The 21,229-nt window shown below is 56.3% G+C and carries 26 protein-coding genes; 15 read left to right on the top strand and 11 right to left on the bottom strand.

Features of this window, described 5'->3' with window-relative positions:
- Positions 1–29: 29 nt before the first annotated feature.
- The 5 genes from ACGYLO_RS17820 to ACGYLO_RS17800 all read left to right on the top strand — a co-directional run bounded on the left by ACGYLO_RS17820 (position 30) and on the right by ACGYLO_RS17800 (position 3,034).
- Complete coding sequence (locus ACGYLO_RS17820) at positions 30–572, top strand: hypothetical protein (RefSeq protein ID WP_394376996.1); 543 nt, start codon at positions 30–32, stop codon at positions 570–572.
- Between the two features lie 10 nt (positions 573–582).
- Positions 583–822 (top strand): hypothetical protein, encoded by a 240-nt coding sequence (locus tag ACGYLO_RS17815; protein ID WP_394376995.1) that lies wholly within the window; start codon positions 583–585, stop codon positions 820–822.
- A 94-nt stretch (positions 823–916) separates the two neighbouring features.
- Positions 917–1,534: a bifunctional nicotinamidase/pyrazinamidase gene (pncA, locus tag ACGYLO_RS17810; RefSeq protein WP_394376994.1), complete on the top strand. Its 618-nt coding sequence runs from the start codon at positions 917–919 to the stop codon at positions 1,532–1,534.
- Positions 1,535–1,592: 58 nt separating this feature from the next.
- The gene (locus ACGYLO_RS17805) at positions 1,593–2,054 is read left to right on the top strand and encodes a hypothetical protein (RefSeq protein WP_394376993.1); all 462 of its coding nucleotides are present in this window, start codon (positions 1,593–1,595) and stop codon (positions 2,052–2,054) included.
- A 68-nt stretch (positions 2,055–2,122) separates the two neighbouring features.
- Entirely contained in the window at positions 2,123–3,034 is a 912-nt protein-coding gene (locus tag ACGYLO_RS17800) for a hypothetical protein (RefSeq protein WP_394376992.1), read from the top strand.
- 120 nt (positions 3,035–3,154) lie between these two features.
- Here the strand turns inward: ACGYLO_RS17800 and ACGYLO_RS17795 are convergent, their stop codons facing one another.
- From ACGYLO_RS17795 to ACGYLO_RS17775, 5 genes are all read right to left on the bottom strand, one after another.
- Positions 3,155–3,670: a glyoxalase superfamily protein gene (locus ACGYLO_RS17795; protein WP_394376991.1), complete on the bottom strand. Its 516-nt coding sequence runs from the start codon at positions 3,668–3,670 to the stop codon at positions 3,155–3,157.
- Between the two features lie 312 nt (positions 3,671–3,982).
- Positions 3,983–4,513, bottom strand: a complete 531-nt coding sequence (locus ACGYLO_RS17790; protein ID WP_394376990.1) for a DUF3085 domain-containing protein — start codon at positions 4,511–4,513, stop codon at positions 3,983–3,985.
- Between the two features lie 58 nt (positions 4,514–4,571).
- Complete coding sequence (locus tag ACGYLO_RS17785) at positions 4,572–5,009, bottom strand: hypothetical protein (protein ID WP_394376989.1); 438 nt, start codon at positions 5,007–5,009, stop codon at positions 4,572–4,574.
- A 60-nt stretch (positions 5,010–5,069) separates the two neighbouring features.
- Complete coding sequence (locus ACGYLO_RS17780) at positions 5,070–5,654, bottom strand: hypothetical protein (RefSeq protein WP_394376988.1); 585 nt, start codon at positions 5,652–5,654, stop codon at positions 5,070–5,072.
- A 14-nt stretch (positions 5,655–5,668) separates the two neighbouring features.
- On the bottom strand, positions 5,669–6,949 hold the full coding sequence (locus tag ACGYLO_RS17775) for a WGR domain-containing protein (protein ID WP_394376987.1): 1,281 nt from the start codon (positions 6,947–6,949) through the stop codon (positions 5,669–5,671).
- Between the two features lie 239 nt (positions 6,950–7,188).
- Here ACGYLO_RS17775 and smpB point away from each other — a divergent pair, with 239 nt between their 5' ends.
- From smpB to ACGYLO_RS17760, 3 genes are all read left to right on the top strand, one after another.
- Positions 7,189–7,659, top strand: a complete 471-nt coding sequence (smpB, locus tag ACGYLO_RS17770) for an SsrA-binding protein SmpB (protein ID WP_394376986.1) — start codon at positions 7,189–7,191, stop codon at positions 7,657–7,659.
- Between the two features lie 162 nt (positions 7,660–7,821).
- On the top strand, positions 7,822–8,496 hold the full coding sequence (locus ACGYLO_RS17765) for a hypothetical protein (RefSeq protein ID WP_394376985.1): 675 nt from the start codon (positions 7,822–7,824) through the stop codon (positions 8,494–8,496).
- Positions 8,493–9,866 (top strand): glyoxalase superfamily protein, encoded by a 1,374-nt coding sequence (locus ACGYLO_RS17760; protein WP_394376984.1) that lies wholly within the window; start codon positions 8,493–8,495, stop codon positions 9,864–9,866. Before ACGYLO_RS17765 ends, ACGYLO_RS17760 begins: the two co-directional genes overlap by 4 nt.
- A gap of 26 nt (positions 9,867–9,892) precedes the next feature.
- On the opposite strand, the gene ACGYLO_RS17755 is transcribed toward ACGYLO_RS17760, so the two are convergent.
- Positions 9,893–11,197, bottom strand: coding sequence for a replication-associated recombination protein A (locus ACGYLO_RS17755; protein ID WP_394376983.1), 1,305 nt, complete (start codon positions 11,195–11,197; stop codon positions 9,893–9,895).
- A gap of 69 nt (positions 11,198–11,266) precedes the next feature.
- On the bottom strand, positions 11,267–12,379 hold the full coding sequence (locus ACGYLO_RS17750) for a hypothetical protein (RefSeq protein WP_394376982.1): 1,113 nt from the start codon (positions 12,377–12,379) through the stop codon (positions 11,267–11,269).
- A 366-nt stretch (positions 12,380–12,745) separates the two neighbouring features.
- Between ACGYLO_RS17750 and ACGYLO_RS17745 the strand changes: the two genes are divergently transcribed.
- Entirely contained in the window at positions 12,746–13,414 is a 669-nt protein-coding gene (locus tag ACGYLO_RS17745; RefSeq protein ID WP_394376981.1) for a hypothetical protein, read from the top strand.
- A gap of 132 nt (positions 13,415–13,546) precedes the next feature.
- Here ACGYLO_RS17745 and ACGYLO_RS17740 read toward each other — a convergent pair whose 3' ends face one another.
- On the bottom strand, positions 13,547–13,861 hold the full coding sequence (locus ACGYLO_RS17740; RefSeq protein ID WP_394376980.1) for a hypothetical protein: 315 nt from the start codon (positions 13,859–13,861) through the stop codon (positions 13,547–13,549).
- A 59-nt stretch (positions 13,862–13,920) separates the two neighbouring features.
- Positions 13,921–14,178 carry a hypothetical protein gene (locus ACGYLO_RS17735; RefSeq protein ID WP_394376979.1) on the bottom strand — a complete coding sequence of 86 codons (258 nt, stop codon included), beginning with the start codon at positions 14,176–14,178 and terminating at the stop codon, positions 13,921–13,923.
- Between the two features lie 190 nt (positions 14,179–14,368).
- On the opposite strand from ACGYLO_RS17735, the gene ACGYLO_RS17730 reads away from it, so the two are divergent.
- Positions 14,369–14,824 (top strand): PRC-barrel domain-containing protein, encoded by a 456-nt coding sequence (locus ACGYLO_RS17730; RefSeq protein WP_394376978.1) that lies wholly within the window; start codon positions 14,369–14,371, stop codon positions 14,822–14,824.
- Between the two features lie 87 nt (positions 14,825–14,911).
- On the opposite strand, the gene ACGYLO_RS17725 is transcribed toward ACGYLO_RS17730, so the two are convergent.
- Positions 14,912–16,075 (bottom strand): hypothetical protein, encoded by a 1,164-nt coding sequence (locus ACGYLO_RS17725; RefSeq protein ID WP_394376977.1) that lies wholly within the window; start codon positions 16,073–16,075, stop codon positions 14,912–14,914.
- Between the two features lie 191 nt (positions 16,076–16,266).
- On the opposite strand from ACGYLO_RS17725, the gene ACGYLO_RS17720 reads away from it, so the two are divergent.
- The 3 genes from ACGYLO_RS17720 (at position 16,267) to ACGYLO_RS17710 (ending at position 18,988) form a co-directional block, all read left to right on the top strand.
- Positions 16,267–17,550, top strand: coding sequence for a type IV secretory system conjugative DNA transfer family protein (locus ACGYLO_RS17720; protein ID WP_394376976.1), 1,284 nt, complete (start codon positions 16,267–16,269; stop codon positions 17,548–17,550).
- Complete coding sequence (locus tag ACGYLO_RS17715) at positions 17,547–18,119, top strand: hypothetical protein (RefSeq protein ID WP_394376975.1); 573 nt, start codon at positions 17,547–17,549, stop codon at positions 18,117–18,119. The genes ACGYLO_RS17720 and ACGYLO_RS17715 overlap by 4 nt, the downstream gene beginning before the upstream one ends.
- Positions 18,120–18,385: 266 nt before the next feature.
- Positions 18,386–18,988, top strand: coding sequence for a hypothetical protein (locus tag ACGYLO_RS17710; RefSeq protein ID WP_394376974.1), 603 nt, complete (start codon positions 18,386–18,388; stop codon positions 18,986–18,988).
- A gap of 64 nt (positions 18,989–19,052) precedes the next feature.
- On the opposite strand, the gene ACGYLO_RS17705 is transcribed toward ACGYLO_RS17710, so the two are convergent.
- On the bottom strand, positions 19,053–19,886 hold the full coding sequence (locus ACGYLO_RS17705; RefSeq protein ID WP_394376973.1) for a hypothetical protein: 834 nt from the start codon (positions 19,884–19,886) through the stop codon (positions 19,053–19,055).
- Between the two features lie 316 nt (positions 19,887–20,202).
- Between ACGYLO_RS17705 and ACGYLO_RS17700 the strand changes: the two genes are divergently transcribed.
- Together ACGYLO_RS17700 and ACGYLO_RS17695 are read left to right on the top strand one after the other, a co-directional pair.
- The gene (locus ACGYLO_RS17700; RefSeq protein ID WP_394376972.1) at positions 20,203–20,604 is read left to right on the top strand and encodes a hypothetical protein; all 402 of its coding nucleotides are present in this window, start codon (positions 20,203–20,205) and stop codon (positions 20,602–20,604) included.
- 96 nt (positions 20,605–20,700) lie between these two features.
- Positions 20,701–21,066: a DUF983 domain-containing protein gene (locus ACGYLO_RS17695; protein WP_394376971.1), complete on the top strand. Its 366-nt coding sequence runs from the start codon at positions 20,701–20,703 to the stop codon at positions 21,064–21,066.
- Positions 21,067–21,229: the final 163 nt, after the last annotated feature.

Raw genomic sequence — 21,229 nt, 5'->3', positions numbered from 1 at the left:
GCATACCTAGTTTAGCTTGGAAGATAGACATGACCCAAAAAATGCCAAAAGACCGTTATCTCGTACTCAAGAAGCTCAATGCTACGGGCGCTGCTTTGCCTTCCTGCGAATTTGGCATGGTGGCTCGGAAATTTATCGGGAGCGGCACATCCGCCGAAGCTCAAACTGAGTGGGCTGAGGCGGTTCTGCAAACCCTTGTGAAGGATCGAATGGTGGTCCAGAAAGCACCCATCTCTGACAATGGGCCTGGCTTCGAAATCACGCCCGAAGGTCGTGCTGCTTTGGAAGGCGACCCAATCACAATCAAAAAGCAGAACCTCTCGAGCGCCATGGTCGCTCGCATGTGCCAAACCGCGCTTCTTCAAGAGAGCGGAATTCCCCATGAGACCACCTACGACCGCGCGACCTACAAGTCGCTCGAAGATCGGGGCCTGGTGCATGTCGAACGCCGCGATGAGGGCGTACAAATCGTGCGCCTGACGGAGGACGGAAAGGACATCTGCGAGCATATGATGGATCGCTTGCTTACCTTCCCACCAGAAGCAGCCACCGAAACAGAACTCGAAATGTGAAGAAATGATCATGACAAAAGTACCCCCCGAATACCAAGCAAAGGTTGATCGCTTTATGGATCGCGCCTTTGCTGTCTTCCTCACGGTCGTGATGGCAACTTCTGCCTTCGTATTCCTCAAGGTTTTCTATGTCCCTGAGGTTGAATACTCTGGCCTGGCACGGTTTGCGGCTATTTCATTCATAATGGGCGCCGGCATGCCCGCGGCGCTTTTCCTATGGATGCACATGATGAGCAGATCCCGCCTGTAATCCCCGCCGAGCTGCGAGGCGCCCTGAGGGCGGTTGCGCAGCCGGTTTAACCACCCCGTGTCACAGAGGCATGAGGGCAAACAGGAGAAGATCCATGATGGATTTCACACCCAAGAAAACAGACCTTCTGGTCATCATCGACGTGCAGCGTGACTTTTTGGAGGGCGGTGCCCTGGCGGTGCCAGATGCCAATGCGATCCTGCCGGTGATCGAGGAGGTCGCTGAAAAGTTCGACAACCTCGTAATGGCACAGGACTGGCACCCCGCTGGGCACTCGAGCTTTGCCTCGACCCATGCAGGCAAGGCCCCCTTCGAGACCACCGAGATGCCTTATGGCACACAGGTGCTCTGGCCTGACCACTGCGCGCAAGGCACCCCCGGCGCCGAGCTGATGTTGCCCGATACACTTCAGCAGCGCGCGGAGGCCGTGATCCGCAAGGGCTACCGCCCGGAGATTGACAGCTATTCGGCCTTCATGGAGAACGACCAGAAGACCCCGACCGGCCTTGGCGGTTACATGCGCGAGCGCGGCTTTGAGCGTGCAGTCTTCGTGGGCCTCGCGCTGGATTTCTGTGTCGGCTTCTCGGCGCTGGATGCCCGCAAAATGGGCTTTGAAGCCGTGGTGATCGAGGCCGGCTGCCGCGGCATTGCGCAGGACAGCGTTGATGAGATGAAGGCCAAGATGCTGGCCGCGGGCGTCACGCTCATCTGAATTTAGGAGGCCGCTTTGAAGGCAGCGGTTTTCCAACACCCACAAGAAAGACCAGATCATGGACCGTGAGATTACCTGGAATAAAATCTCTGAAGCCCTTGAGAAAAATCAGGACCCCTATGAAGTCAATGAGATGCTCTTTGCGATGCTCCATGGGTGGGAATGGCCACTCTACGGTGCCGCCGAAGATGACTACGAACGCAATACGGGCAGCTATGCCTACCTCGACAATGCCGACATCGCGACCGAGGCAAGCATCGAGATGTTTCGCTCCTTCGTTTGGGATAAGCCGGAGTGGGAGCCGGAGATCATCCTGCGGCGCTCGACCGGTCATTGGTTGGCCTCCATCATCATCGACGCAGAACATGCGACTGCGATCAGCGACGGCAATCTGAATGCCGACGTGCAGCATGGCGGACAAGATAAGCGCATCGGGGCGGCGATCATGAAGGCTGCAATCGAACTGCGTGCCACGCTCAGAGCGGCCAAGGAGCCGGATGAAACCCCTGCCCCGGAATAACACCAATCAGATCACAGTTTTTCCGTATTTTTCAGGCACCCCACGGGGGTATTTTAGAAGGACGCTCCATGATCTCAGATGACGAAATCAGACGCGCCCGGCGCGAGTATGGTCGCGACGCCATTCGTTGGGAGCTGCAGCACCGGGTCGATAAGATCGACAGGGAAGATCGGGAAAACAGCGAGGCCTTCATAGAAGCCTCTGGAGCACTTGGAGGGGTTATCGGCGCTCTCGCAGTGCCAGTATTGCTGATCTATTTCCTGCCCGTTATCGGCGTTTACCTCACCCTCGCAGCTGGGGCCCTTGTCTGGGCCACCATGATGTTCTGGTGGCCACGATACGCGTCCACACTGCTCGCCGCGCTGACGATGGCCGGCCTGATCTACGGCATCGGCAGCAGCGCAGAGATCAAGATCTTATGGTTCGAGATTGGACCAATTGTGTCCCGTGATCTGCCGATGTGGAATGGGCCGGGAACATGGGCTTTGTCCGCTATTGCTGGAGCCCCCGTGATCATGCTCATCAACATGTTCTTGAGCGCTCGGGGAATTGTGCCTCCGCCATACTTCATCGACGAGAACTACGTTGACCGTGACGCACGCGGTATTTGCGTCCATCTGCCCGTTTCGATCGCAATAATCCTTACCTGCCTGCTGCCCTTCATCATCTTCCTGCCGGTTATTCTCTGGGCTGGTATGTTTGGGGAGCACGGTTTTTGGCCCGGGGCTGAGCTGACACGTAGCGAAGTTCTGAGGGTGTTAATGGATCGCCCCCTGCATATTTTCAAAGCCGGTTTCCATGCAGGCATCTTCTGGCCGGGCGGCTTCTTCGTCTCCATCGGAATGCTGATGCTCTATGCGGCCGTGGGCCTGAGCATGGTGATGTCCGTATTTTACTGCATCATGCGGCGCATTGCAGAGCGAGACGCACGGAAGGAAAAACGCGCTGTGCGTAAAGCAAAGGGATCAAGCCTAGCCTAAACCTCGGCTGCGCGGTATGATAATGCCAATCAGTCAAGATTGCCCCACTGGCCTATGCCATGCGCGCTTGGCACCCAAGGAAGCACCGGGTCAGGAAAACCTCACCCGGTGCTTTGCTGTTTAGGGTTCAGGCGTCTCAAAAAGATGTGCTGTGGAGATCATGTGATCATGCAGATCCGCTTTGATCGGTTCTTTTCCGTCCGCAGAGATATTCAGGATCGCCGGGGACTCCCCCACCCGTTCATCGTAGACCATCACGCGGATCATGCCGTCCTGGATTTCCAGCTTCAGGCCGCGGAAGTCGCCCTCATCCGTCGTATTGCCGATATTGATCCCATCCGCCTGTGTGGAGATGGTGAAGTCCATCTCGCGCGGGGCATCTTCGGCAACCTCTTCGTCAGGCTGCCAGTCGGCGACGGTATAGGTGCCGAGGTCTTTACCCAATACCGGGCGGTCGGTCTTGACCAAAGCACAGAGCACATTCCAATCGGCAGCCCCATGCAAGCGTGCCGTACGCTCAAGCGCTTCGCCATGGGTAATGGCAATGCCGTCCTCGGAAAGCATGTTGCGAAGAAGTTTTGCCTGCGCCTTATAGCTCAGCAGAGGGTCGTGTTGTTTGGCGGTGTTCGTCGACATATGTCGTCCTTTCAAAACGGATCTGATTATGGGCGTTCGGTCCATTACGCGTTGATCCTGTGAAAAGAAGAAACACAGTCGGTTCAGTATGAATGCCATGAGATGCAAAGCGCCTCCTGGCCATCAAACAACGAATTCACCGTAGCCTTGCGGCCGGACCCAGCGGGATCGTCACTCCTGAACCGAGATTTGCACAGTGCCAAAGTGAGTGCAATGCGAAAATGGGCGATTCTTTGAGATTCTTTGGCCGAAACGAGAAAAGGTCCGGGGTTATCCGGACCTTCTTTATGAGTAGATATGGGGGTGGGGTGATTAGGCTGATGGGCCATCTCCTGCGGGATCATCTGGGGTCGTTCGTTTGTAGATAGAAATATGAGATGGACTCATGAAACAACGTAACTTGTCGCCTTCCAACGCCCCATCCAATTCTTCAGCTGAGATGAATTCGACCCCATCATCGCCACCAAAAATGACAACCTTGTTATCATGCCATTCTTCCGTGGGCATTTTCTCAGGGTTGACCTCATCGGCATAGCAGACGTGTGCCACAGGAGCAGCCTTGGCCTCTTCTGAAGTGACATTGCTCATGAGATATACGCCATAATCGCCAACGAGCCACAAGCCCGCAGGGATCTTGCTGCAATCAATGTCATCGATATTCACATCCATGGCGAAGCCATTCTCGTCGATTTCTTTCTGCAGCGCGGCCCGCCGCTCCGGCGCCATATCATCGCGCCAGAACTGAGGTTCGTGAAGCTGTTCGAAATTTGGTCGGCGGTTGGTCGACTCCTCAGAAATTACTAACAGAGCGCGGGCGTGTTCGGCGTCGAATGTCAGATTCATGTCGATCTCCAGATAGAAATAGAGGTGATTAATTTACAACTTACTCAACTTTTTCGCACTACGCCAGAACTGGACTATCTTCTTCGATTTCGTTCTCAGCCTCTGCCCGAGCGTCGATCGCTGCCAGGCGCTGAATGGCATCCGCTCCTGCGGAGAACGCCGTATCAACCTCATCAGGATGATCACCAGCTTCAAAGCATGCAGAGCGGTGCATGTCTTGAAGTTGCGCCCAGTGCGCGCGAGTAATCTCATCCATCGAAAAGGTTTCTTTCATTGGCACTTGGCTTTCAACTGGTGCATCCAATGAGAGGGCCTTTTGAACCCAGCGCGGCGGCTGCGCGGCGAAATCATCAGAGCTTACCGGCCCCTTCTCCATGTCACCGAGATAGTCGCATTGGAAGTGAGGTCCTTCGTCCGGGTCGCCCACGGAAATCCAGGCAGATTTGTCTGGGCGCTGCTGCCACTCTACGTATGTCGGAAAGGATTTTGTCGGCATCGAATGCTCCGTGTCTTGAGATATGGGATGGGCGACCTCCAAAGGCCGCCCGGGGCAGTATTACCGCGCGATCGAGACCTTACCCTCGGTCAGGCGCTCGTTGATGTCTGTCAGGAACAGCTCAACCTGGTCATCATGGAAAGGCCAGTAGGTCACGGCGCGGTTGTGGTTGTACCAAACCGAGGTGGATACCAGGAAAGCCACATGTGTGGCGTCCCGCGGAGCGGTCTCGGAATAAACCACCGCACGATTGCCGGTCACATAGAGATCACCTTCCTCATCGGTGCGCGGGTTCGTGTAATAGGGCTGCCGCACATTGCTGCTGGCGATGACGCGGGCCACACGCGCGATCTCGGACTTCTTCGGCCGACCGCTGTTGGATTTGTAATAGACCAGGATCTGCTCGGCGGGCTCCTCAAGCTCAGCTTCGTTCAACGAGAACAGATTCTCGATTGGGTCATAGTAGTCGAGGTAGTCGGTGATCTTCCCGGCGCCGCCCATATCCTGAAGCTCATCCGCCACCTCGAGCGCTGCGCTGGCACGCTCGACGTTGAAGACCTTGTTCTTCCGGCCTGCTACATCAAGAAGCACCATCGACGGGGCGACCTCAGCCGAGAACTGCTCGTTCATCTTTTCAACATTCATCGTTTTTCGCATCCTTATTTCTGAAATTCTACGAGGTACTTCAGCCTCGCCTGAGATGTCCGGTAGACGATCATCTCATTGTTCATGACCCGGTCCTGCCCACCGCGGGCGAAGACGGAGTCGTATCCTTTCGGGGGTTTCACTGACGACCCGGTCTTAGTCGGGTGCCATGGCTTACCCATCGCCACATCAGCGAGGAACATGTAGCATTTGTCATCCCTGCGGCCGCCGTCCCAATAGCCATAGGCGTAGTTCAGGGATTTGGTGGACTGGTCGCTGAAATAGAGACCGTCGCCGAACATCCTGCCCGTGACATGGATCGAGCCGTTGGATTTCGGAATGATCAACCCGCCCTTGAGGATCGACATGAGGTTGTGGGCGCGGGTACCATGCCACAGTTCGGAAACCCCGCCGAGCTGGGCGCCATCCTCCTCGTAGTCCTTATCCATGCTGCCGAGAGAGACATCGAAGATGCGGGCCATCTTCAGGCCGTGCGAAGCATGAACCCTGTTGCGACCACTCTCATAGATCTTCTCGATATGGCGGCGCACCTTATCATCCTCACAGACCGACATGGTCACATTGAAGATGTCATTGGGCGCTTCGGGCGCCTCTTTACTTGCGTCCTTGATGCGCTGCGTAGCGATTTCGATCGAAGATTCCAGCTGGTCGAGAAGCGAGGACTGCTGGATGAGGCTGTCAGCGTCGGTCAGGAAGTCGCGATGCCAGCCGCGGCGCGATCCCACCTTCTGCGGCACCAGCATAAGATACTGCTCGAGGGGATCAATGTAGCCGGGGGCATCGAAGTCCTCCCTCAGCACATAGCGTTCAAAGCCCTGCAGGAGATCACGCGCCTTTTCGATGTTCTGGGCGGTCACGACCCCAAGGGGTGTTGAGATGATCCCGGTGCCGAGGTCGACATCCATCTGACCACCTGAGGCCGCCAGGATCTGGTGCTTATTGATCTTGGCGAGCTCGCGCACCAGCTCGGCGATGACTGGATTGCCGCGGGCGATTTGCTCTTCGGCCGCAGTGGCCAGCACTTCGCTGTTTGCAGCCCCTGAAGGGGCCTTGCCCACCACATCGATCTGCTTGTAGCCCTTGCGTTCTTTCTCGCGGACCTTGCGGTTGAAAAGCGCCATGCCCTGTCCAAGCTTCCGGGTTTGGCCTTTGGCCCCCACCCTGCCGTTCCGCGTGACCACTTGCTCCGCTTCGTCAATGCTAACTTCCCAGAACTTGTTATTATTCGCATTGGCGTCGGTTAGGATATACATCCTGGTCTCGGCGGTCGTCATAAGGTCTCCAATGCGCTGAAATATCTATACCATCATACTAAGCGCCAGGCATGTGACCGGCAATGTTCCGTGTTGCGAAAAACACAGTTATGCACGACAAAAAGATGTCGAGCGATGTGCTCTTGCCTAATAGGGATAGGTTTGCGAAAAGTAAAATTAATAGAATGACTTGATCTTACAAAAGACACACCTGATTTAAGAAATAACGAACACCAAGAATTTTCCTGAAGGGCCGCGCCATGACAAAGACAGACTGTACCCGTAAGACGATTGCCGAAAATCGTCGCGCGCGCTTTGACTATGAGATTAAGGACGATCTCGAGGTTGGCATCATTCTGGAGGGTTCGGAGGTCAAAAGCCTGCGCTTGGGCGGCTCACGCATCGCCGACAGCTACGCCACGATCGAGGATGGTGAGCTTTGGCTCGTAAACAGCTATGTGGCGCCTCTGAGCAATGTCACCACCTTCGCCCATGAGCCGAAACGTCGGCGTAAGCTTCTGGCGTCACGCCGCGAGATCGCAAAACTGCGGATGAAGACCGAGCGCGAGGGCATGACCCTGGTGCCCCTGCGCCTTTATGCCAATGACCGCGGCATGATGAAGCTTGCTCTGGCTGTGGCGCGCGGCAAGAACAAAGCCGACAAGCGCGAGACGAGCGCGAAGCGTGACTGGGGCCGCCAGAAGGCCCGCGTCCTTAAAGAGAGCGCTTAAGGCCCTCATAGATGAGGGGCTGCTTCTCACATTGCGGTCAACTCCTCATACTCCATAGAGCCATCCGCTGATTTTCCTGAAAATAGACTTTGCGAAAAAAGCAGAGTGCGTTATGCTGCCGGTATGGCTTGACCCGCCTGCCGGACCCGCCCCTTCAAGGGCATGGCGAACCAGGTCGATACAAAGCTCTTCTTCGTCAGCAGTCATGCCCTCCTCTTTGTCCGGGATCTGCGCGGCAACGGGTCCATCGCCATCCAGATCCCCTTCATCGAAGGATGCTTAATCATGCTTGCACGAGCGAAATCTGTGCTGTCGAACGACGCACCTCACGACACCTCCAATCCAACAACAAGATTGTCCGGGAAAACCCGCACATCGGCCTTTGACGTAAACCTCTTTCCCAGGCTTGTCCGGGAAAGTTGCAGTCGAGAGCAGGCCCGCCATGCCGCGCGACTTGTCGCGGCTGTAACTGGCATCTTTGGGGCTGATGCTCCTGATCTCGTCCAAAGACTGAGCGATGCCCTGACCTTTGGCCGCGGCGTCCCGCGCGACTTAGCGCCGGAGACGGGTTTTTGGACAGCTCTGGAAATCCCGGACAGCACGCTGCGCGTCATGTGCGAAGAAGCTGGCTTTGCTGAACTTTTGTTGCTGCACCAGTCTGGCGCAGGCACCCAAGAAGGTCGCGAAGGCCTGGAAATCATTGCCTCTCTCCTAGAGCGCTTCGATCTGCACGATGCAATGTCGCGCCCGGACCCGGTCAACCTCACGGCGCAAGCCTCTTTCAACAACCTTATGAGCCCGCTGCGCCGGGTCTTTACTGCGGAGACTTCATTATGACTGACACACCAAAAGCCCGGACATCGGAAACGCATCCACTGCTGATCTCAGAGATTGCGCTGCCTGAAGGGCGCACAGATCAAGCACTGGCTATCACCTTCTTCCCCGGCAAGAAGGAGTTCTCGCCCCGCGGCGCCTGGGATCGTGATCTCGATGCCGACCTGGCCGTCATTCGCGACTGGAAACCGACGGACATCATTGTGATCCCAACAGTCAAAGAGCAAAAAAACATCGGCACAAAAAGTTCAATGATGGCCCTTCAAAGGGCAGTCATCACTGCCAAGCTGCACCAAACCCCAGAGGGACAATGGCCTTGCCCGAAAGATTACCTGTCACGTGATATTGACGCCTTGCCAACCCTGATGACAACGCCCGGAAGGCGCGTCCTCATCATTGGTCGATACGGCCAGGAAAGATCCGCAGTTCTTGCTGTTGAAATCTTACTGCGTGACGGGGTCTATCGAGACATCGATGAGGCGAAGTTCGCTGTCGAACGCGGTCGTGAAGGAAGTCTTGCAACCGCAGCACAGCATTCGTATCTCGACCATTATTGGAAAAGACGCCGTCTGAAAGGCGGCCCAACTCATGTCGTCAGCCCGATTGACGCCTGCAAGGCGCGGGCAACTCGCCTCCGTACTATGCTGAAGTCAGACGGCATCGAGATGAGCCATTCGCAGGCCCTTGAACGCCTCGCCCATATGGAGGGCTTGAAAAACTGGTCCACCCTGCGCGCGCGTCAGCATGAGGAAGAGATAAACGCGGAGGCGCCAACTCAAGTTACTGCACGATGGTCTTTGCTGAGGATGTTCGATCTGTCCTTTGGATTGCGCTACCTCAAAGATCCTAATGATCCCGTCAAAGGCGGCAATCCCCGCCAAAAACTCCGGACAAACATGACGATGCGCGAGCGATATAAGGCATATGCTTTATCCCCGGATAGTCCGGGTTTCTCAGCGCAAAGCAGGCGGGACGTTATTTGGGGAATTGTGGAGGGCGTACGTAGCTTCTTCGGGGAGGATGAGCCGAACTTCTTCGAGCGCATCTCGGATGCTGCAAAACTCGGCATTGGTATCCCGCCCCACCTCGTGCCTGAAGAGGGATATAAAGACATCACGGATGTACCGCGCGAGGTCATCCAGGAGATATCGAAATCCCCTGGATTTCTCGAGTTGCTGGTTCTTCATGAGGCTGGCTATGGTACGGAGCACGGGCGCCAAATGATGCGAAAAGCATCAAACGTTGTGCTCGGTCATGACCTGAAGAATGCCATTAACGGCATCTCCCATATCAATCAGACCGGTCATGAGCACTTTGGGATGGGAGCCTGGGTGCTGCAGCAGATCCTCAAAGAGATTTCACCCAAGATCTGACGGTGTTGTTTCTGCCCGGATAGAGTTCAGCCGAATGTTTTCGGCTGAACTTTACCCGTAACCTGCTTCCAGAACTCATCGGCGCGGTTCTCAAACGATGCCCCACCGCGCGCATCGCTCTGGTAATAGGTGCCGCGACGCAGCCCGGGCACATACTCCTGCTCGACCCAGCCACGTGGATCATTGTGAGGGAACTTGTAGCCCACATGTCCCAGAGCCTCGGCGCCTTTGTAATGCGCATCGCGCAGATGCTTTGGGACGACCACTGGAGGCTGTGACTGCACCGCAGCCATGGCGGCCGAGATGCCGCGGCATGCGGAGTTCGATTTGGGCGCCCGGGCGATATGCAGGCAAGCATGAGCCAATACAATCTGCGCTTCCGGATAGCCGATCTTCTCAACAGCCGTCGCGGCGGCCACCGCGGTCTGCAGGGCCGTGTTGTCGGCTAGACCGACATCTTCAGAGGCGTGGATCATCAGCCGGCGGGCGAGGAAACGCGGGTCTTCTCCGGCATGGATGAGGTGCGCGAGATAATGCAGCGCTGCGTCCGGGTCGGAGCCTCTCAACGACTTAATCCAGGCTGAAATCGTGTCGTGATGTGCATCGGATTGCCGATCATGGTTCACCGGCGCCGCGGCATATGCCTCTTCGAGCATTGCCTCTGTAATCATGATCTGCCCACCATCGTGGCCAAGTACCAGGCTTTCCAATGTTGTCAGCGCCCGGCGCGCATCGCCGCCCGAACGGCCGGCAATCAAGCGGATATGTGCGTCCGAGATCTCGATGTCATGCCCAGACCTCTGCAGGTGCTCAATCCCCCGCCGAACAACAAGGCTCATCTCCTCGATGCTCATGGGCTCAAGCTTCAGGATTGTCGAGCGCGACACCAGCGCCGGCGGTAGAGCGTGGTAAGGGTTGCCGGTGGTGGCGCCCACAAAGTCCGCCGTGCCCTCTTCGCAGATCGACAGAAGGTCATCGGCCTGCGTCGCAGAAAATCGATGCACCTCATCCACGAAAATAAGCAGGGGCTTGATCCGCGCCTCATCTGCGATCTTCCGCAGCTCTTTCACCCCATCACGCGTCGCATGCAGCGGCCGGAATTCCTTACCCAGCATATTACCAATGGCCCGCGCGATCGTTGTCTTTCCGATCCCGGGTGGACCATAGAGGATGATGCTGCCCAGAGCGCGCGCTTTAATCCTACGTTGCAGGATCGAGCCCGGCGCTACGATATCGCGCTGCCCGATGATATCATCCAAGGTCTCGGGGCGCAGGGCTGCCGCCAGGGGCTGGTGACCTTCGCGGGGTGCTTTGTCGAACAGATCAGTCATAGTGTTTCTCGCAATACGTCATTTAGGACAGCCGGCAGCAGCATGTTGGCCGAAGGCAGGGATGGAACCTTACTCATCAAGCAAGATCCTCCGTATCTCGGCATTCTCAAGCGCATAGCTTCCGTAGCCGGGCCGCCAGATGAATTGCTTCTCCCGAAGCTCTGCTATGGCATTCTGGATGGTTCCCTTGGAGGGTAACCGGCCCTTATTGGTCGACTTGAGCAACTCACGCGTCTGTTCAGCATAGGGCGCAAATTCATTACCCTCCGCCGCGATCATCTTGAGAAGGGCGAGCTGCATCTCACTCAGGCCTTCGATAGACGAGCGACGCGCTGCATCCATGTTCTCGCTCTTTTGTTGGACGAGAGCCTTCCAGACTTCTTCACTGTGACCGTCTTGGAGTATCCAATCGCGAAGACATTCATTGAGTGTCTCGGGGCGTCTGCCAAGATTTTCGAAAGCCTCTTCCATCGCCTCCGGGGTAATATGCGCATTTGGAGCAAGCTTCTCGTTGATCATCTCGGACATGATCTTTGTGTAGTTTGGACCCAGCTTAGGGAAGTCGCGGACCCGCGCCCCGTAGAATGGCGCCTTCTGATCGTAGACAAGGGCAGCCAGCTTATCCCGGTGAGATCCCGTCATAACCAGGTACAAGTGATGGTCGCCTGGTGTTTGGTTGATCGCGTCCCGTGCTGCCTTCAGAGCGTACATTGCGTTGCGTCCGGCTTCGGTCTCCAAGGCTTGCTGGGCTTCATCGACGATCAACACGACATCGCTTTGTGTCGCCTCGATCAGCAAAGCGAGCGCTTCTGTGGATGTAAAGCCTGGGTCAATGTCATCTTTGAAGCCCAGGTTGAACCCTAGCGCGCCAACCCTGTCGATGCCGACTTTCTTTTTCAGACGTGCGATCGGCTTTGCATTATGCGCAAGGGCCTGTGTGAGACACCCTCGGATCAGTTCTGCAGGATCAACGCTGCGATCGGCCCATAGATCAACATAGAGAACTACCTGTCCCCGCTCTTCCAGCATCGGCTTAAGGTCGCGACGCAGAAAGGTGGACTTCCCAGTGCGACGCGGAGCCGCCAGGAAGAGACCGGAGATCTCCCCAAACAAAGGATCGGGGGAGAGCATATCAGCAATCTTAGATGCCATTTCGGGGCGGGGGATAAATGAGCGGGCCATGAGTATCCAAAGTTATTCTGATAAAAGTAAGATAGGGGTTAGTTACTAAATGGTCAAATATCTTAAAGTAACTTCAAGTAACCTTGCGTACTTGGAGCTGCGATACGTTTTTGGTCATAATGCCAAGCAATAAAAATGGAGTCAGGCGTACTTGTTTTGCGAAAAACAGCGGGTATATGGATTTTCAGGAGGCACATACCTCCCGAACCTAGACTTACCTCTCTTGGTTCTTGCGGCGGCCCCACCCTCACCCCATTCCCCAGAGGGGCCGCCGCACTCCTCACCATAAATTGTGATCTGCGTATTTTCGGAATTGAGTGTTAATCTAGCTAGATGCATCCCATCTCACACTAAAGGTCCCGAACCATGCCATACAGCCGCAAACGCTCCCTCTCAGGTATCGGCCTCGAAACAATGATGCCGGGCATCGAGTTTGGGGCAGAAGCGACTGTGGCGGTCTTCGATAGAATGTATGCAGCAGCGCGCGGCATGGACCACGATAAGATTGTGGTTGGCAATGTCACCGCACAGGAAGTGGTGCAGGCCATCGATACTCTCTTGCCGGTGACTTCTGGCGTACGCAGGGCATCAGACAAGCTGTCATTCGACAATCTTGCCGAGGACATAATCAACAGAGATCCTGCATTCATCCTGGCAGAAATCCAAGGTGAGGTCTGGATGAAGTTTCATGACGAGCTGCCTAGCTTCCTTGGCGTGAAGCCTGAAGACGTCTGGCTTGCTATTCAGCATATGGAATATCTCGGGACCTGTGAGCCAATCGAACCTACACCTGAGAAAATCACTGTAGCCGGGAAAGACTTCGTCTCGCAGGGCTGCCACGTCAAAATCCACAGCGCTGCGGGTACGCCGATCGGGGAGCTGTTTGAGATGACATCGACGCATGCGGTGCTGCCACAGTATTTTGCGCGGATGGAAGACGGTGACCTGCGTGACCTACGGAATGATAATTACTCGGTCTACGACCCAGAGGATGAAGTTCAGATCGAGCTGGATGAGACACCCAGCCCGGGATGAATTCACAGGATGATGTGACCCAAGTGCAGAAGTGCTCTGACATTCATCTTGGGAAAACATGCAAAAAGACGTGCGGGACAGCTTGAAGCGCGGGAATGGAGACCTGCCCGAAGCGGGCCGGGTCCCAAGAAATCATCCTCCCGAGCGATTGATGAAGTCCGCATCTCCCTCCGAGAGTCGGGCGCCGCCATCAAGAATGCGGTTCGCCCGATCGCGCGCTGACTGGTGCCGGCTGCCGTCACTCGCAAGCTTCATCAAGACCTCCCGATCGTAAATGGTCATCAAACGTGCTGGTTTGTTACGGGCCGCTTTCCCGGCCTCATAAGCGTCCATCTTCGCCAGAGCGGCGCTGATGTTGGCGGCCGCGCGGGACTGAGCCGGGGTCGGGTTGGCAACAGCGTTGATACTTGCAAGGCGTGCCTGCATGGATGCGCGTTCATTGGACATGTGGTTCTCCTAAATTCTTGTATGGAATGGGCGCCCGGCATGTGCCAGGCAACGCCTTATCAAACTGTGGTTTTCGACGCCGGCTTGGAGGCGAGCGCGGCCAGCACACCCCAGATCATCGAGATGGGCCAGATCACCACAGCAGCGAGACCCGCGGTGAGTGGCACGATAATCAAGGCGATGACGAAGAGAATGATCCCGCCCGGGATGGTGGCATAGAGCAGACCCAGCGGGCCGAAGAGAAAGGTGAGGAAGAAGGCAGCCCAAGCACTTTTGGGCTGCTGGGCGATGACGATCGTGGTGGTGTTCTCGGACATGATGTCTCTCCTGTTGAAGCTGTTGATACAGAAGAGATCGCGGCGCCCCCATTCCTATGACAGCTGGGCACCAAGTTTTTTCAAATAAGTGACAGGACAGGATATATCTATCGGTTATCAAAAGGAATTTGGAACCATCCCTTGAGGCATCCGTTGTCACATCAACGAAATGCGAAAGAGGAGACGCACCATGAAGATGCTCACAGCAAGCACACTCGCCCTTACCCTCGCAGGGACAACTGCCTTCGCCGAGGCGCATATGACCGACCCCGCCAAGGTCGACAGCATGCAGATGAATGAGATGAAGGGCGATCTGATCCGCTCGCGCGACATTACAGGTGGTGTGATCTTCACCGTCAATGATCCTGATGGCGAATGGCATTCTAACACCGCATATAACGCGGTGGATGAGGGCTGGAACGAAATCGGTGAGATCGAAGACATCGTTCTGTCCAAAGATGGCCAGATGGTCGGCATCGTGGCCGAAGTCGGGGGCTTTCTCGATATCGGTGACAAGCATGTCATGATTTCGACGCCGGATGTGAACCTCGTGGCGGTCGATGATCAGACCTATGCCTATGTGACCCGCCTGAGCGAAGAGGAACTGGAAGCGCTGCCGAGCGTGGATGAGGGCTTCTGGGACTAAGCCACCCCGGGCGGTCTTTAACCGACCCTTGAAGATTTGAACCGAAGACCGGCAGGCCATTATGGCCCTGCCGGTTTTGTCGTTAGTTCATGCGCCCGGCAGTAGCTTGCCAGTATGGTTCAGGTCCCACGCCTTGGGCAGGTAGTTAACCCAGCAAAACCGATGCGGGCGCCGGTAACCGCAGAGCCATTTGAACATGCCGCGGATATCAGCAGCGATATAGCCGAAGAAGCCCACCTTCTTGTCGATGTATACTCCGCCATGCCGCAGACACATCGTCACCCCGGTCAAATCGTAGTTCCATCTTTCCTTCAAACCGCCCACGGTTGGGGAGTAGGCTTGCGCCTCCTCAACCAATCTTGCCGAGACATCTTCGAGCCGCTTGGCTGCAACCTCCATCGCGAGAAAGGTCTGATTGTCGGTCTCAACGATGACCTCTTCACGGCCCAGCAACAAGACTGTCTCGGTGACAGCCATCACGGCCTCGATAGCGCAGGTCGCAGCCTCATTGGCGGATGGCAAGTTGCGCCAAAGACGTTGGTGGCTCCAGGCCAGGGCCCCGATCGGGAATGCCGCCAAGTGCATGCGAGAAATCGCATTGCAGATAATTTTCGAATAGTATTCTCGGCTCCCATCGGTTCCTTTCCAGGCCCAGGGCGAGGTGTAGTAATAGGCCGCCGAGCACACCAGCTCCATCAGGTCGCCGTGACGTCCGAAAGAGTCCCCGATGAGTTCTACCAATAGGATCTCGTCAAGTTTCCGATCGCTGTGCCGATCACTCTGTGAGATTTGCTTTTTGATACGCGCGAGACGCTTAGGCTCCCAGGTCTCCGGGTTGCGGCGCCCGAGCAGCTTTACCCAAGAAGGGAACTCAGATTCTGATGCGTCTGGCTTTTCGCCCAGGATGGCACTGCGCCGCAGGTTGACCCGAGATGCAATTGCGGGCTCTCCTGCCTCGGCTGCGCAAAATGCTTCATGCAGGTCCTGCAGACGCGCGTTCAAACCTTCCGTGTCAGGGGCGCGTCCTGTCTCGCGGTTGCGCGCAGCAATGCGGATGTCACGAAGTAGATCGGGCCAGGCGCCGATCTGCAACCGACGCAGCTCGATGCTGCGCGCGTGGCTTTCGCCTTCATGGGCCACAACCGTGTCCTTCATGAAGCGGGCTTCGAAGAGATCGAGATGTTCTTTCAGTTCAGGGAGGACTGTCGCCAGAGCACTGCACTCGCGCGCCCATTTCATTTTATTGATCATATGAATTCCCCTATTTCAAAACGACTTACGAATAAGGATATGCCTTTCTTTTTTCGCATCAAGGTGTCCCAAGAAGAGAATTGAGACAAGGGTAAGGTATGCCCGCCATCAATTTTCTACGGCTTGCCTGTCATGGAGCCCCAGCTCCCGCGATCTCTGTTTCAACAGCAGCAAGATGAAGGACGGCGCAGATGACCCACGCAATCAATCTCGGATACACCCTCGAAGAGACCCGCACCCCTATGGGCTTTGGTGCGGCCCCTGCCCCGCAGAGCGCCGGCGGTGCGTTGATCAGTGATGACAGCGATGCTGGCCTCGTGACCATCGCCGGCACTGGCACTGGCAAAGGCGTAAGCCAGGTCATTCCAACTGCTCTGACCTATCCCGGCTCCATGGTCATTATGGATACCAAAGGTGAGATCGCAGCCGTGACCGCCCGGGCCCGGCGCGAGATGGGGCAGGAGGTGGTGATCCTCGACCCCTTCGGAAAAAGCAAAGATGCGCTGAATCCCATGGAAATGATCGACCCGGCCTCGATCGACGCGCCGGACCAATGCAACCGCCTAGCCCGGATGATGAACACAAATCGTTTTGAGGCGGACCCGTTTTGGGGCGACATGTCTCAAACGATCCTCAGCGGCACCCTGCTGTTTCTGGCAACACATATCCCCCGCGAAGAGCGTAGCATGGCTTTGTTGCACCGCATGTGGGGTGTGAGTGATCATCTCGAAGAGATGCTGGCCTGCATGCAGTCTTGCGAGCTGCATGGCGGCGCCATGGCTTCCGCGGCTCAGGCCTATACCAGCGCCCCCGACAAGACCGCGGGCTCTATCCTGACCACATTGCGCAGCCACATCGACTTCCTGACCTCCGCCCGCTCCCAAGCCGGGCTGTCGGGTGGCTGGGGGCTCCTGAAACGCATCCGGGAGGGCGTACCGATGACCATTTACCTTCGGGTGCCGCCCCATCTTCTGTCGAGCCACGGTCAGCTTCTGCGGATCTGGCTGGGAACGATCCTCACCACCGTCGCGCAACGCGCAGAGCGCCCGGAAATTCCGGATCTGTTTCTGGTCGACGAGGCCGCAACCCTTGGCTATCTCGACGAGCTTCTGACCGCCGCCTCCTTGCTGCGCGGCTACGGGCTGCGGACTTGGACCTTCTGGCAGAGCATTGGGCAGATCGAGAGCATCTATGGCCCCCGCGCTTCGGAGATCCTCGACAACGCCGGGACGCTCTCGATGTTCGGGGCTGCCAATGCGGCATCGGCCAACAATCTGCGTAAGTTGACCGGATTTGAAGGCCAGATCCTCGGCATGAAGCGCAACGAGCAGGTGATTTGCCGTCAGGGCTGCGAGGCAGAGCGGGCAGTGAAACTCAACTACCTCACCGATGAGGCCTATCGCGGGCGCTTTGATCCGAACCCTTTCCATGTTCGGACGCATCCGAAATCCCGTGGCGTGGAGTTGGCGGCATGAGTAAAACTGTCCTCAAAGCCTATGGCCTCTCTGCTCTTGCGAGGGAAATCCGCACACGGCATGACGATATGGTATGTGACATCTACTGTGACGATGACTGCGCTATTTGTCAGCCACCCGGTTCTGCTTATCATTTCGAGGATGAAGCAGCACGACGCTGGGCTGCAAAGAAGCTGACTGTGCCTCTGGAGCCTTCAGATGACGGAGAGGACTTCACGCCGGAGGAGTGGGTGGCTGTCCACTGCGAGATCTGGAAGATGAGAATGGCGATCTCTCCACGCCACGCAGAACCTCACGCTCGGTTCAAACGCTACGCGGACCAGCTGAAGCACAGCACCAAGTTTGTGCGAGATATCTGGGGGCTCAAAAGTAATGAGGCGGAGGATGCGACGATCGGCATCGCTGATGAAATCGACTTCGACACGGAGATCGACATCGAAACCGATATGGAGGATCTTTTCGACTTTGATGACGACGATGATGATGTGAGCCATATCGATACATCCGCCACAAGCGAAGACCCGGGCCCGCCCATTCCAGCCGAGTACGATCCCAACAAGATCCATTGAGAAGATAAGGCCGCGCTGCGCAGCGCGGCCTTCATATCGATGTCGCCATGGAGTGACATAACAGCCGTCTCGGACTGTGCCTTGCTCTCAAAAATTTTAGGGGAATTTTTCCTCGCGCGCGCTGTTCGCGCGCAGCGCGCTCCGTAGCCTCGATCCGATCTCTATCTGACGAGAGATCTTCTCGAGTCTACTACGCGCGCAGAGGGTCGTCAAGACCGCGAGCAGCCCGAGGCCTCTCATCCTTCAAAAAATCACAGGAGAGGCCGATGTCGGACCTTATTGGTACGCCCAAAAAGCGTGAGCAAATCGTTGCATTCACAGCTCAGCACAAAATCACAAAAGCAGATCTCGACAAAGCGATCGCCGGCGGCATGAAGCGCGCAGGTCTTGAGCGCGCCCCGCAGCAGCAGCGTCAGGAAGTCATCGCAGATGTCTACTACCACCTGACGAACTACTTCGCCCGGGGCAAGACCCTGACCGGCAAGCTCAGCTCGCTGGCCTACGCGATCGCCTACCGTGTCGCCGTCGACACCTACCGCCGGCCCGGCCAATATGCCAAGCGCCGCTCCGGCGCCGACGTCACCCTCGCAACGCCAGCCGCCGGCTTCGATACAAAGACCGAGAGCGCCGAGGCTCAGCTCCTGCAGCTCGCCGAAAAAACTCTGATGTCCCGCCAGCTGTCACGAGCGATCAAGATGATCTCTGAAGCAGACCGGGAGGCGCTGCTCGGCATGTTCCAGCGCGAAGCCCCCCTGCCCCGCAGCACAGCTGTTGAGATCAAAGCAGCCAACCTGATCGCCCAGCGTGAGAAGCGCGCCAAAGACCGCCTCCGCAAGGCTGTAGAGCGCGACGCCGGCCAAGAGCGGTGACACCCCTCAGCGGGCCCTCCGGGGCCCGCCTGTGGCTCACCCGGCGGCTCTCCGATGTTAACGCTTAGGGCTGCGGGTCCGGGGTCTCGTCGCCGCCATCCAATGCATCCCCCATTACGCGGTGGAACTCATCCTCGATCTCGGCTGCTTCGAGAAAGCTCATGGGATGCAGGTCTCCCACCAGGACCTGATCCTGAAGGTGAGAGCCGAGGGCTTCGACATAGACCTCCATGTCTTCGCGGGCGCTCTCCATATCATCTGACCATCGCTTCTTGTCATGAATATCAAGCGGCCGGATCCCGTAGCCCGTGGCGCAGTCAAAGACATCATTGTCGATGTCCCCGGCATCCGAAAGACTTTCGATCTCATGGGGGCTCATGAAACCCGCGTTTTCGGCAAAAAGAACGGCGTGAGCGATTTCATGAAAGGCGGTATTCAGCCAAGATTGCAGGAAGATTCTATCACAACTGCCCGGGATAATGTGGTCGTCGGCCAAATCCGCCATGCGCTCCAGGAACTCCTCGCGATCCGAGACCATGAGCACACGGTATTTGGTCGCGAGATTGGTTTCTTCATTGAACGGATCGCCATCCATGGTCGAGACCAGGTGACAGCCCAGGGCTTGGTCCGTCCCAGTGATCTCTTCGATGGAATTACGTGAGCAGAGCATGAATTCGATTGTGATCTCTTTGGGCGTTGCAGCAACGACCAGATTTTGGTTCAGCTTCGGCTGCGCGAGGGCTGATGACTTTTCCAACTCAGACATGACCCGCTGCCACCAGGCTAACATGTCGGGCGTCGCCCAGGCGCGGCCAAGCTCGTAGTCCTCTACAAAATCCTTGGGAAGCACATCTTCGAAAACGGAGACCTTGATCTTAATGCGTCTGGCTTTGTTCATGTGCGAGCTCCTCTCGATCAAGAGTTGCCTGAAGGCCTGAAAGCTCAAAACTCCGAAACGCGTTATACGGACCTATAACCATCTATAGGTAGTTATAGCGGATTTTCCTATAACTGGGTATATTTGCTTATAAGCTGCAGCCTGCGTGGCACGCACCATCCGGGTAGATTTGCTAACGCCGGTTCCAGTGCGACTATCGCAGGGTCGACAGCACGCGGGAGACCACTAAACCTCATAGTCTCATTGACCGGTCGGTCTTTTCATCGCCAGCCCGTAAGATCGTCTCAAAATAGATCTGCGAAACTGGAGAATAGACATGATCACCAAAGAAGGCTTCGAGTTTCTGCGCGCTTCCGCACAGAATGTCGGCATTGATGGCCACTTCGACCTGATGGCGCTGGACAACATGGAAGGTGTTTTCACCAACCACATGGATGCGCTCGTCGCTCTGGCCGGGTCAGATGAGATCGCCAAACGTGTTGCCGAAGGCCACGGCGAAGCTGATCATGATGGCTTTATGGGCAGCGATGCGACCATCTTCGCGCGCAAACTCAATGAGCGTGCTGATGAGCTCGATGAGATGATGGAAGACGACAACGCAGATGAGTTGCGCGACATGGCGGCTACGTTCCTGCTCTTCTGGAATGCGGCCAGTGATGAGCTGGAGCAGATCATTGCGCCCAAAGAGGCTGAAATGGCAATCGAGCCGGAGATGTAAATCACGCTGGGATTGCTACCTATGCCTTGGTTCAGGTAGCAATCTGACACAAGGAGCCCTAGATCTCTCAATACAGCTATAAAAGCGACATACCCTATGAGCGACCAAGGCGAACGGAACACCAAACAAGCAGTCTTCCGCGGGTTCATGTTGAAATGCCCAAACTGCGGCGTTGGTAGAACCCTGCATAAGTACCTGAAGGTCAAAGACGCGTGCAGCCACTGTGGCATCGACCTGCGGCACGCCAGCGTTGATGATGGCCCGGCTTATTTCACCTTGATGGCTGTTGTCGCGATCGTCTTCCCATTATTTGCGGTGATCTATGCGAACTATGATCCGAACCCTCTTTTTGTCGCCCTCTCGTTAATGGTGGCTGCAACAGGCTTGGCGCTTTGGCTCCTTCCCCGCGTAAAAGGCATGTTCATCGGGATGCAATGGGCTGCACGGCTGCATGGCTTCTGAAGGGGAAACCCACCTTGGGAGCGTGTCTCGGTCATAAACCGCTTACGGTTTTGACTCTGCGCTGTAGATGCATACCTGCATTGCGTGGATGGCGGTAAGCTGTCCATTTACACCACGGCTTCAATTTTGTAGCCCGGTTTTCTGCGGCGGCCCTTCCCCCCCC

This window comes from Sulfitobacter sp. 1A13353 (assembly GCF_043557255.1).
GTDB classification, from domain to species: Bacteria; Pseudomonadota; Alphaproteobacteria; order Rhodobacterales; family Rhodobacteraceae; genus Sulfitobacter; species Sulfitobacter faviae.
This window is presented reverse-complemented; position numbering and strand designations above follow the sequence as displayed.

Coding starts and splice junctions, on each gene's coding strand:
- ACGYLO_RS17730 (WP_394376978.1), top strand. CDS start 14,369: ATGAAGATGCTCACAGCAAGCACACTCGCCCTTACCCTCGCAGGGACA.
- ACGYLO_RS17735 (WP_394376979.1), bottom strand. CDS start 14,178: ATGTCCGAGAACACCACCACGATCGTCATCGCCCAGCAGCCCAAAAGT.
- ACGYLO_RS17760 (WP_394376984.1), top strand. CDS start 8,493: ATGACTGACACACCAAAAGCCCGGACATCGGAAACGCATCCACTGCTG.
- ACGYLO_RS17800 (WP_394376992.1), top strand. CDS start 2,123: ATGATCTCAGATGACGAAATCAGACGCGCCCGGCGCGAGTATGGTCGC.
- ACGYLO_RS17795 (WP_394376991.1), bottom strand. CDS start 3,670: ATGTCGACGAACACCGCCAAACAACACGACCCTCTGCTGAGCTATAAG.
- ACGYLO_RS17715 (WP_394376975.1), top strand. CDS start 17,547: ATGAGTAAAACTGTCCTCAAAGCCTATGGCCTCTCTGCTCTTGCGAGG.
- ACGYLO_RS17750 (WP_394376982.1), bottom strand. CDS start 12,379: ATGGCCCGCTCATTTATCCCCCGCCCCGAAATGGCATCTAAGATTGCT.
- ACGYLO_RS17785 (WP_394376989.1), bottom strand. CDS start 5,009: ATGCCGACAAAATCCTTTCCGACATACGTAGAGTGGCAGCAGCGCCCA.
- ACGYLO_RS17710 (WP_394376974.1), top strand. CDS start 18,386: ATGTCGGACCTTATTGGTACGCCCAAAAAGCGTGAGCAAATCGTTGCA.
- ACGYLO_RS17695 (WP_394376971.1), top strand. CDS start 20,701: ATGAGCGACCAAGGCGAACGGAACACCAAACAAGCAGTCTTCCGCGGG.
- ACGYLO_RS17745 (WP_394376981.1), top strand. CDS start 12,746: ATGCCATACAGCCGCAAACGCTCCCTCTCAGGTATCGGCCTCGAAACA.
- ACGYLO_RS17705 (WP_394376973.1), bottom strand. CDS start 19,886: ATGAACAAAGCCAGACGCATTAAGATCAAGGTCTCCGTTTTCGAAGAT.
- ACGYLO_RS17740 (WP_394376980.1), bottom strand. CDS start 13,861: ATGTCCAATGAACGCGCATCCATGCAGGCACGCCTTGCAAGTATCAAC.
- ACGYLO_RS17725 (WP_394376977.1), bottom strand. CDS start 16,075: ATGATCAATAAAATGAAATGGGCGCGCGAGTGCAGTGCTCTGGCGACA.
- pncA (WP_394376994.1), top strand. CDS start 917: ATGATGGATTTCACACCCAAGAAAACAGACCTTCTGGTCATCATCGAC.
- ACGYLO_RS17700 (WP_394376972.1), top strand. CDS start 20,203: ATGATCACCAAAGAAGGCTTCGAGTTTCTGCGCGCTTCCGCACAGAAT.
- smpB (WP_394376986.1), top strand. CDS start 7,189: ATGACAAAGACAGACTGTACCCGTAAGACGATTGCCGAAAATCGTCGC.
- ACGYLO_RS17775 (WP_394376987.1), bottom strand. CDS start 6,949: ATGACGACCGCCGAGACCAGGATGTATATCCTAACCGACGCCAATGCG.
- ACGYLO_RS17815 (WP_394376995.1), top strand. CDS start 583: ATGACAAAAGTACCCCCCGAATACCAAGCAAAGGTTGATCGCTTTATG.
- ACGYLO_RS17820 (WP_394376996.1), top strand. CDS start 30: ATGACCCAAAAAATGCCAAAAGACCGTTATCTCGTACTCAAGAAGCTC.
- ACGYLO_RS17765 (WP_394376985.1), top strand. CDS start 7,822: ATGGCGAACCAGGTCGATACAAAGCTCTTCTTCGTCAGCAGTCATGCC.
- ACGYLO_RS17790 (WP_394376990.1), bottom strand. CDS start 4,513: ATGAATCTGACATTCGACGCCGAACACGCCCGCGCTCTGTTAGTAATT.
- ACGYLO_RS17720 (WP_394376976.1), top strand. CDS start 16,267: ATGACCCACGCAATCAATCTCGGATACACCCTCGAAGAGACCCGCACC.
- ACGYLO_RS17805 (WP_394376993.1), top strand. CDS start 1,593: ATGGACCGTGAGATTACCTGGAATAAAATCTCTGAAGCCCTTGAGAAA.
- ACGYLO_RS17780 (WP_394376988.1), bottom strand. CDS start 5,654: ATGAATGTTGAAAAGATGAACGAGCAGTTCTCGGCTGAGGTCGCCCCG.
- ACGYLO_RS17755 (WP_394376983.1), bottom strand. CDS start 11,197: ATGACTGATCTGTTCGACAAAGCACCCCGCGAAGGTCACCAGCCCCTG.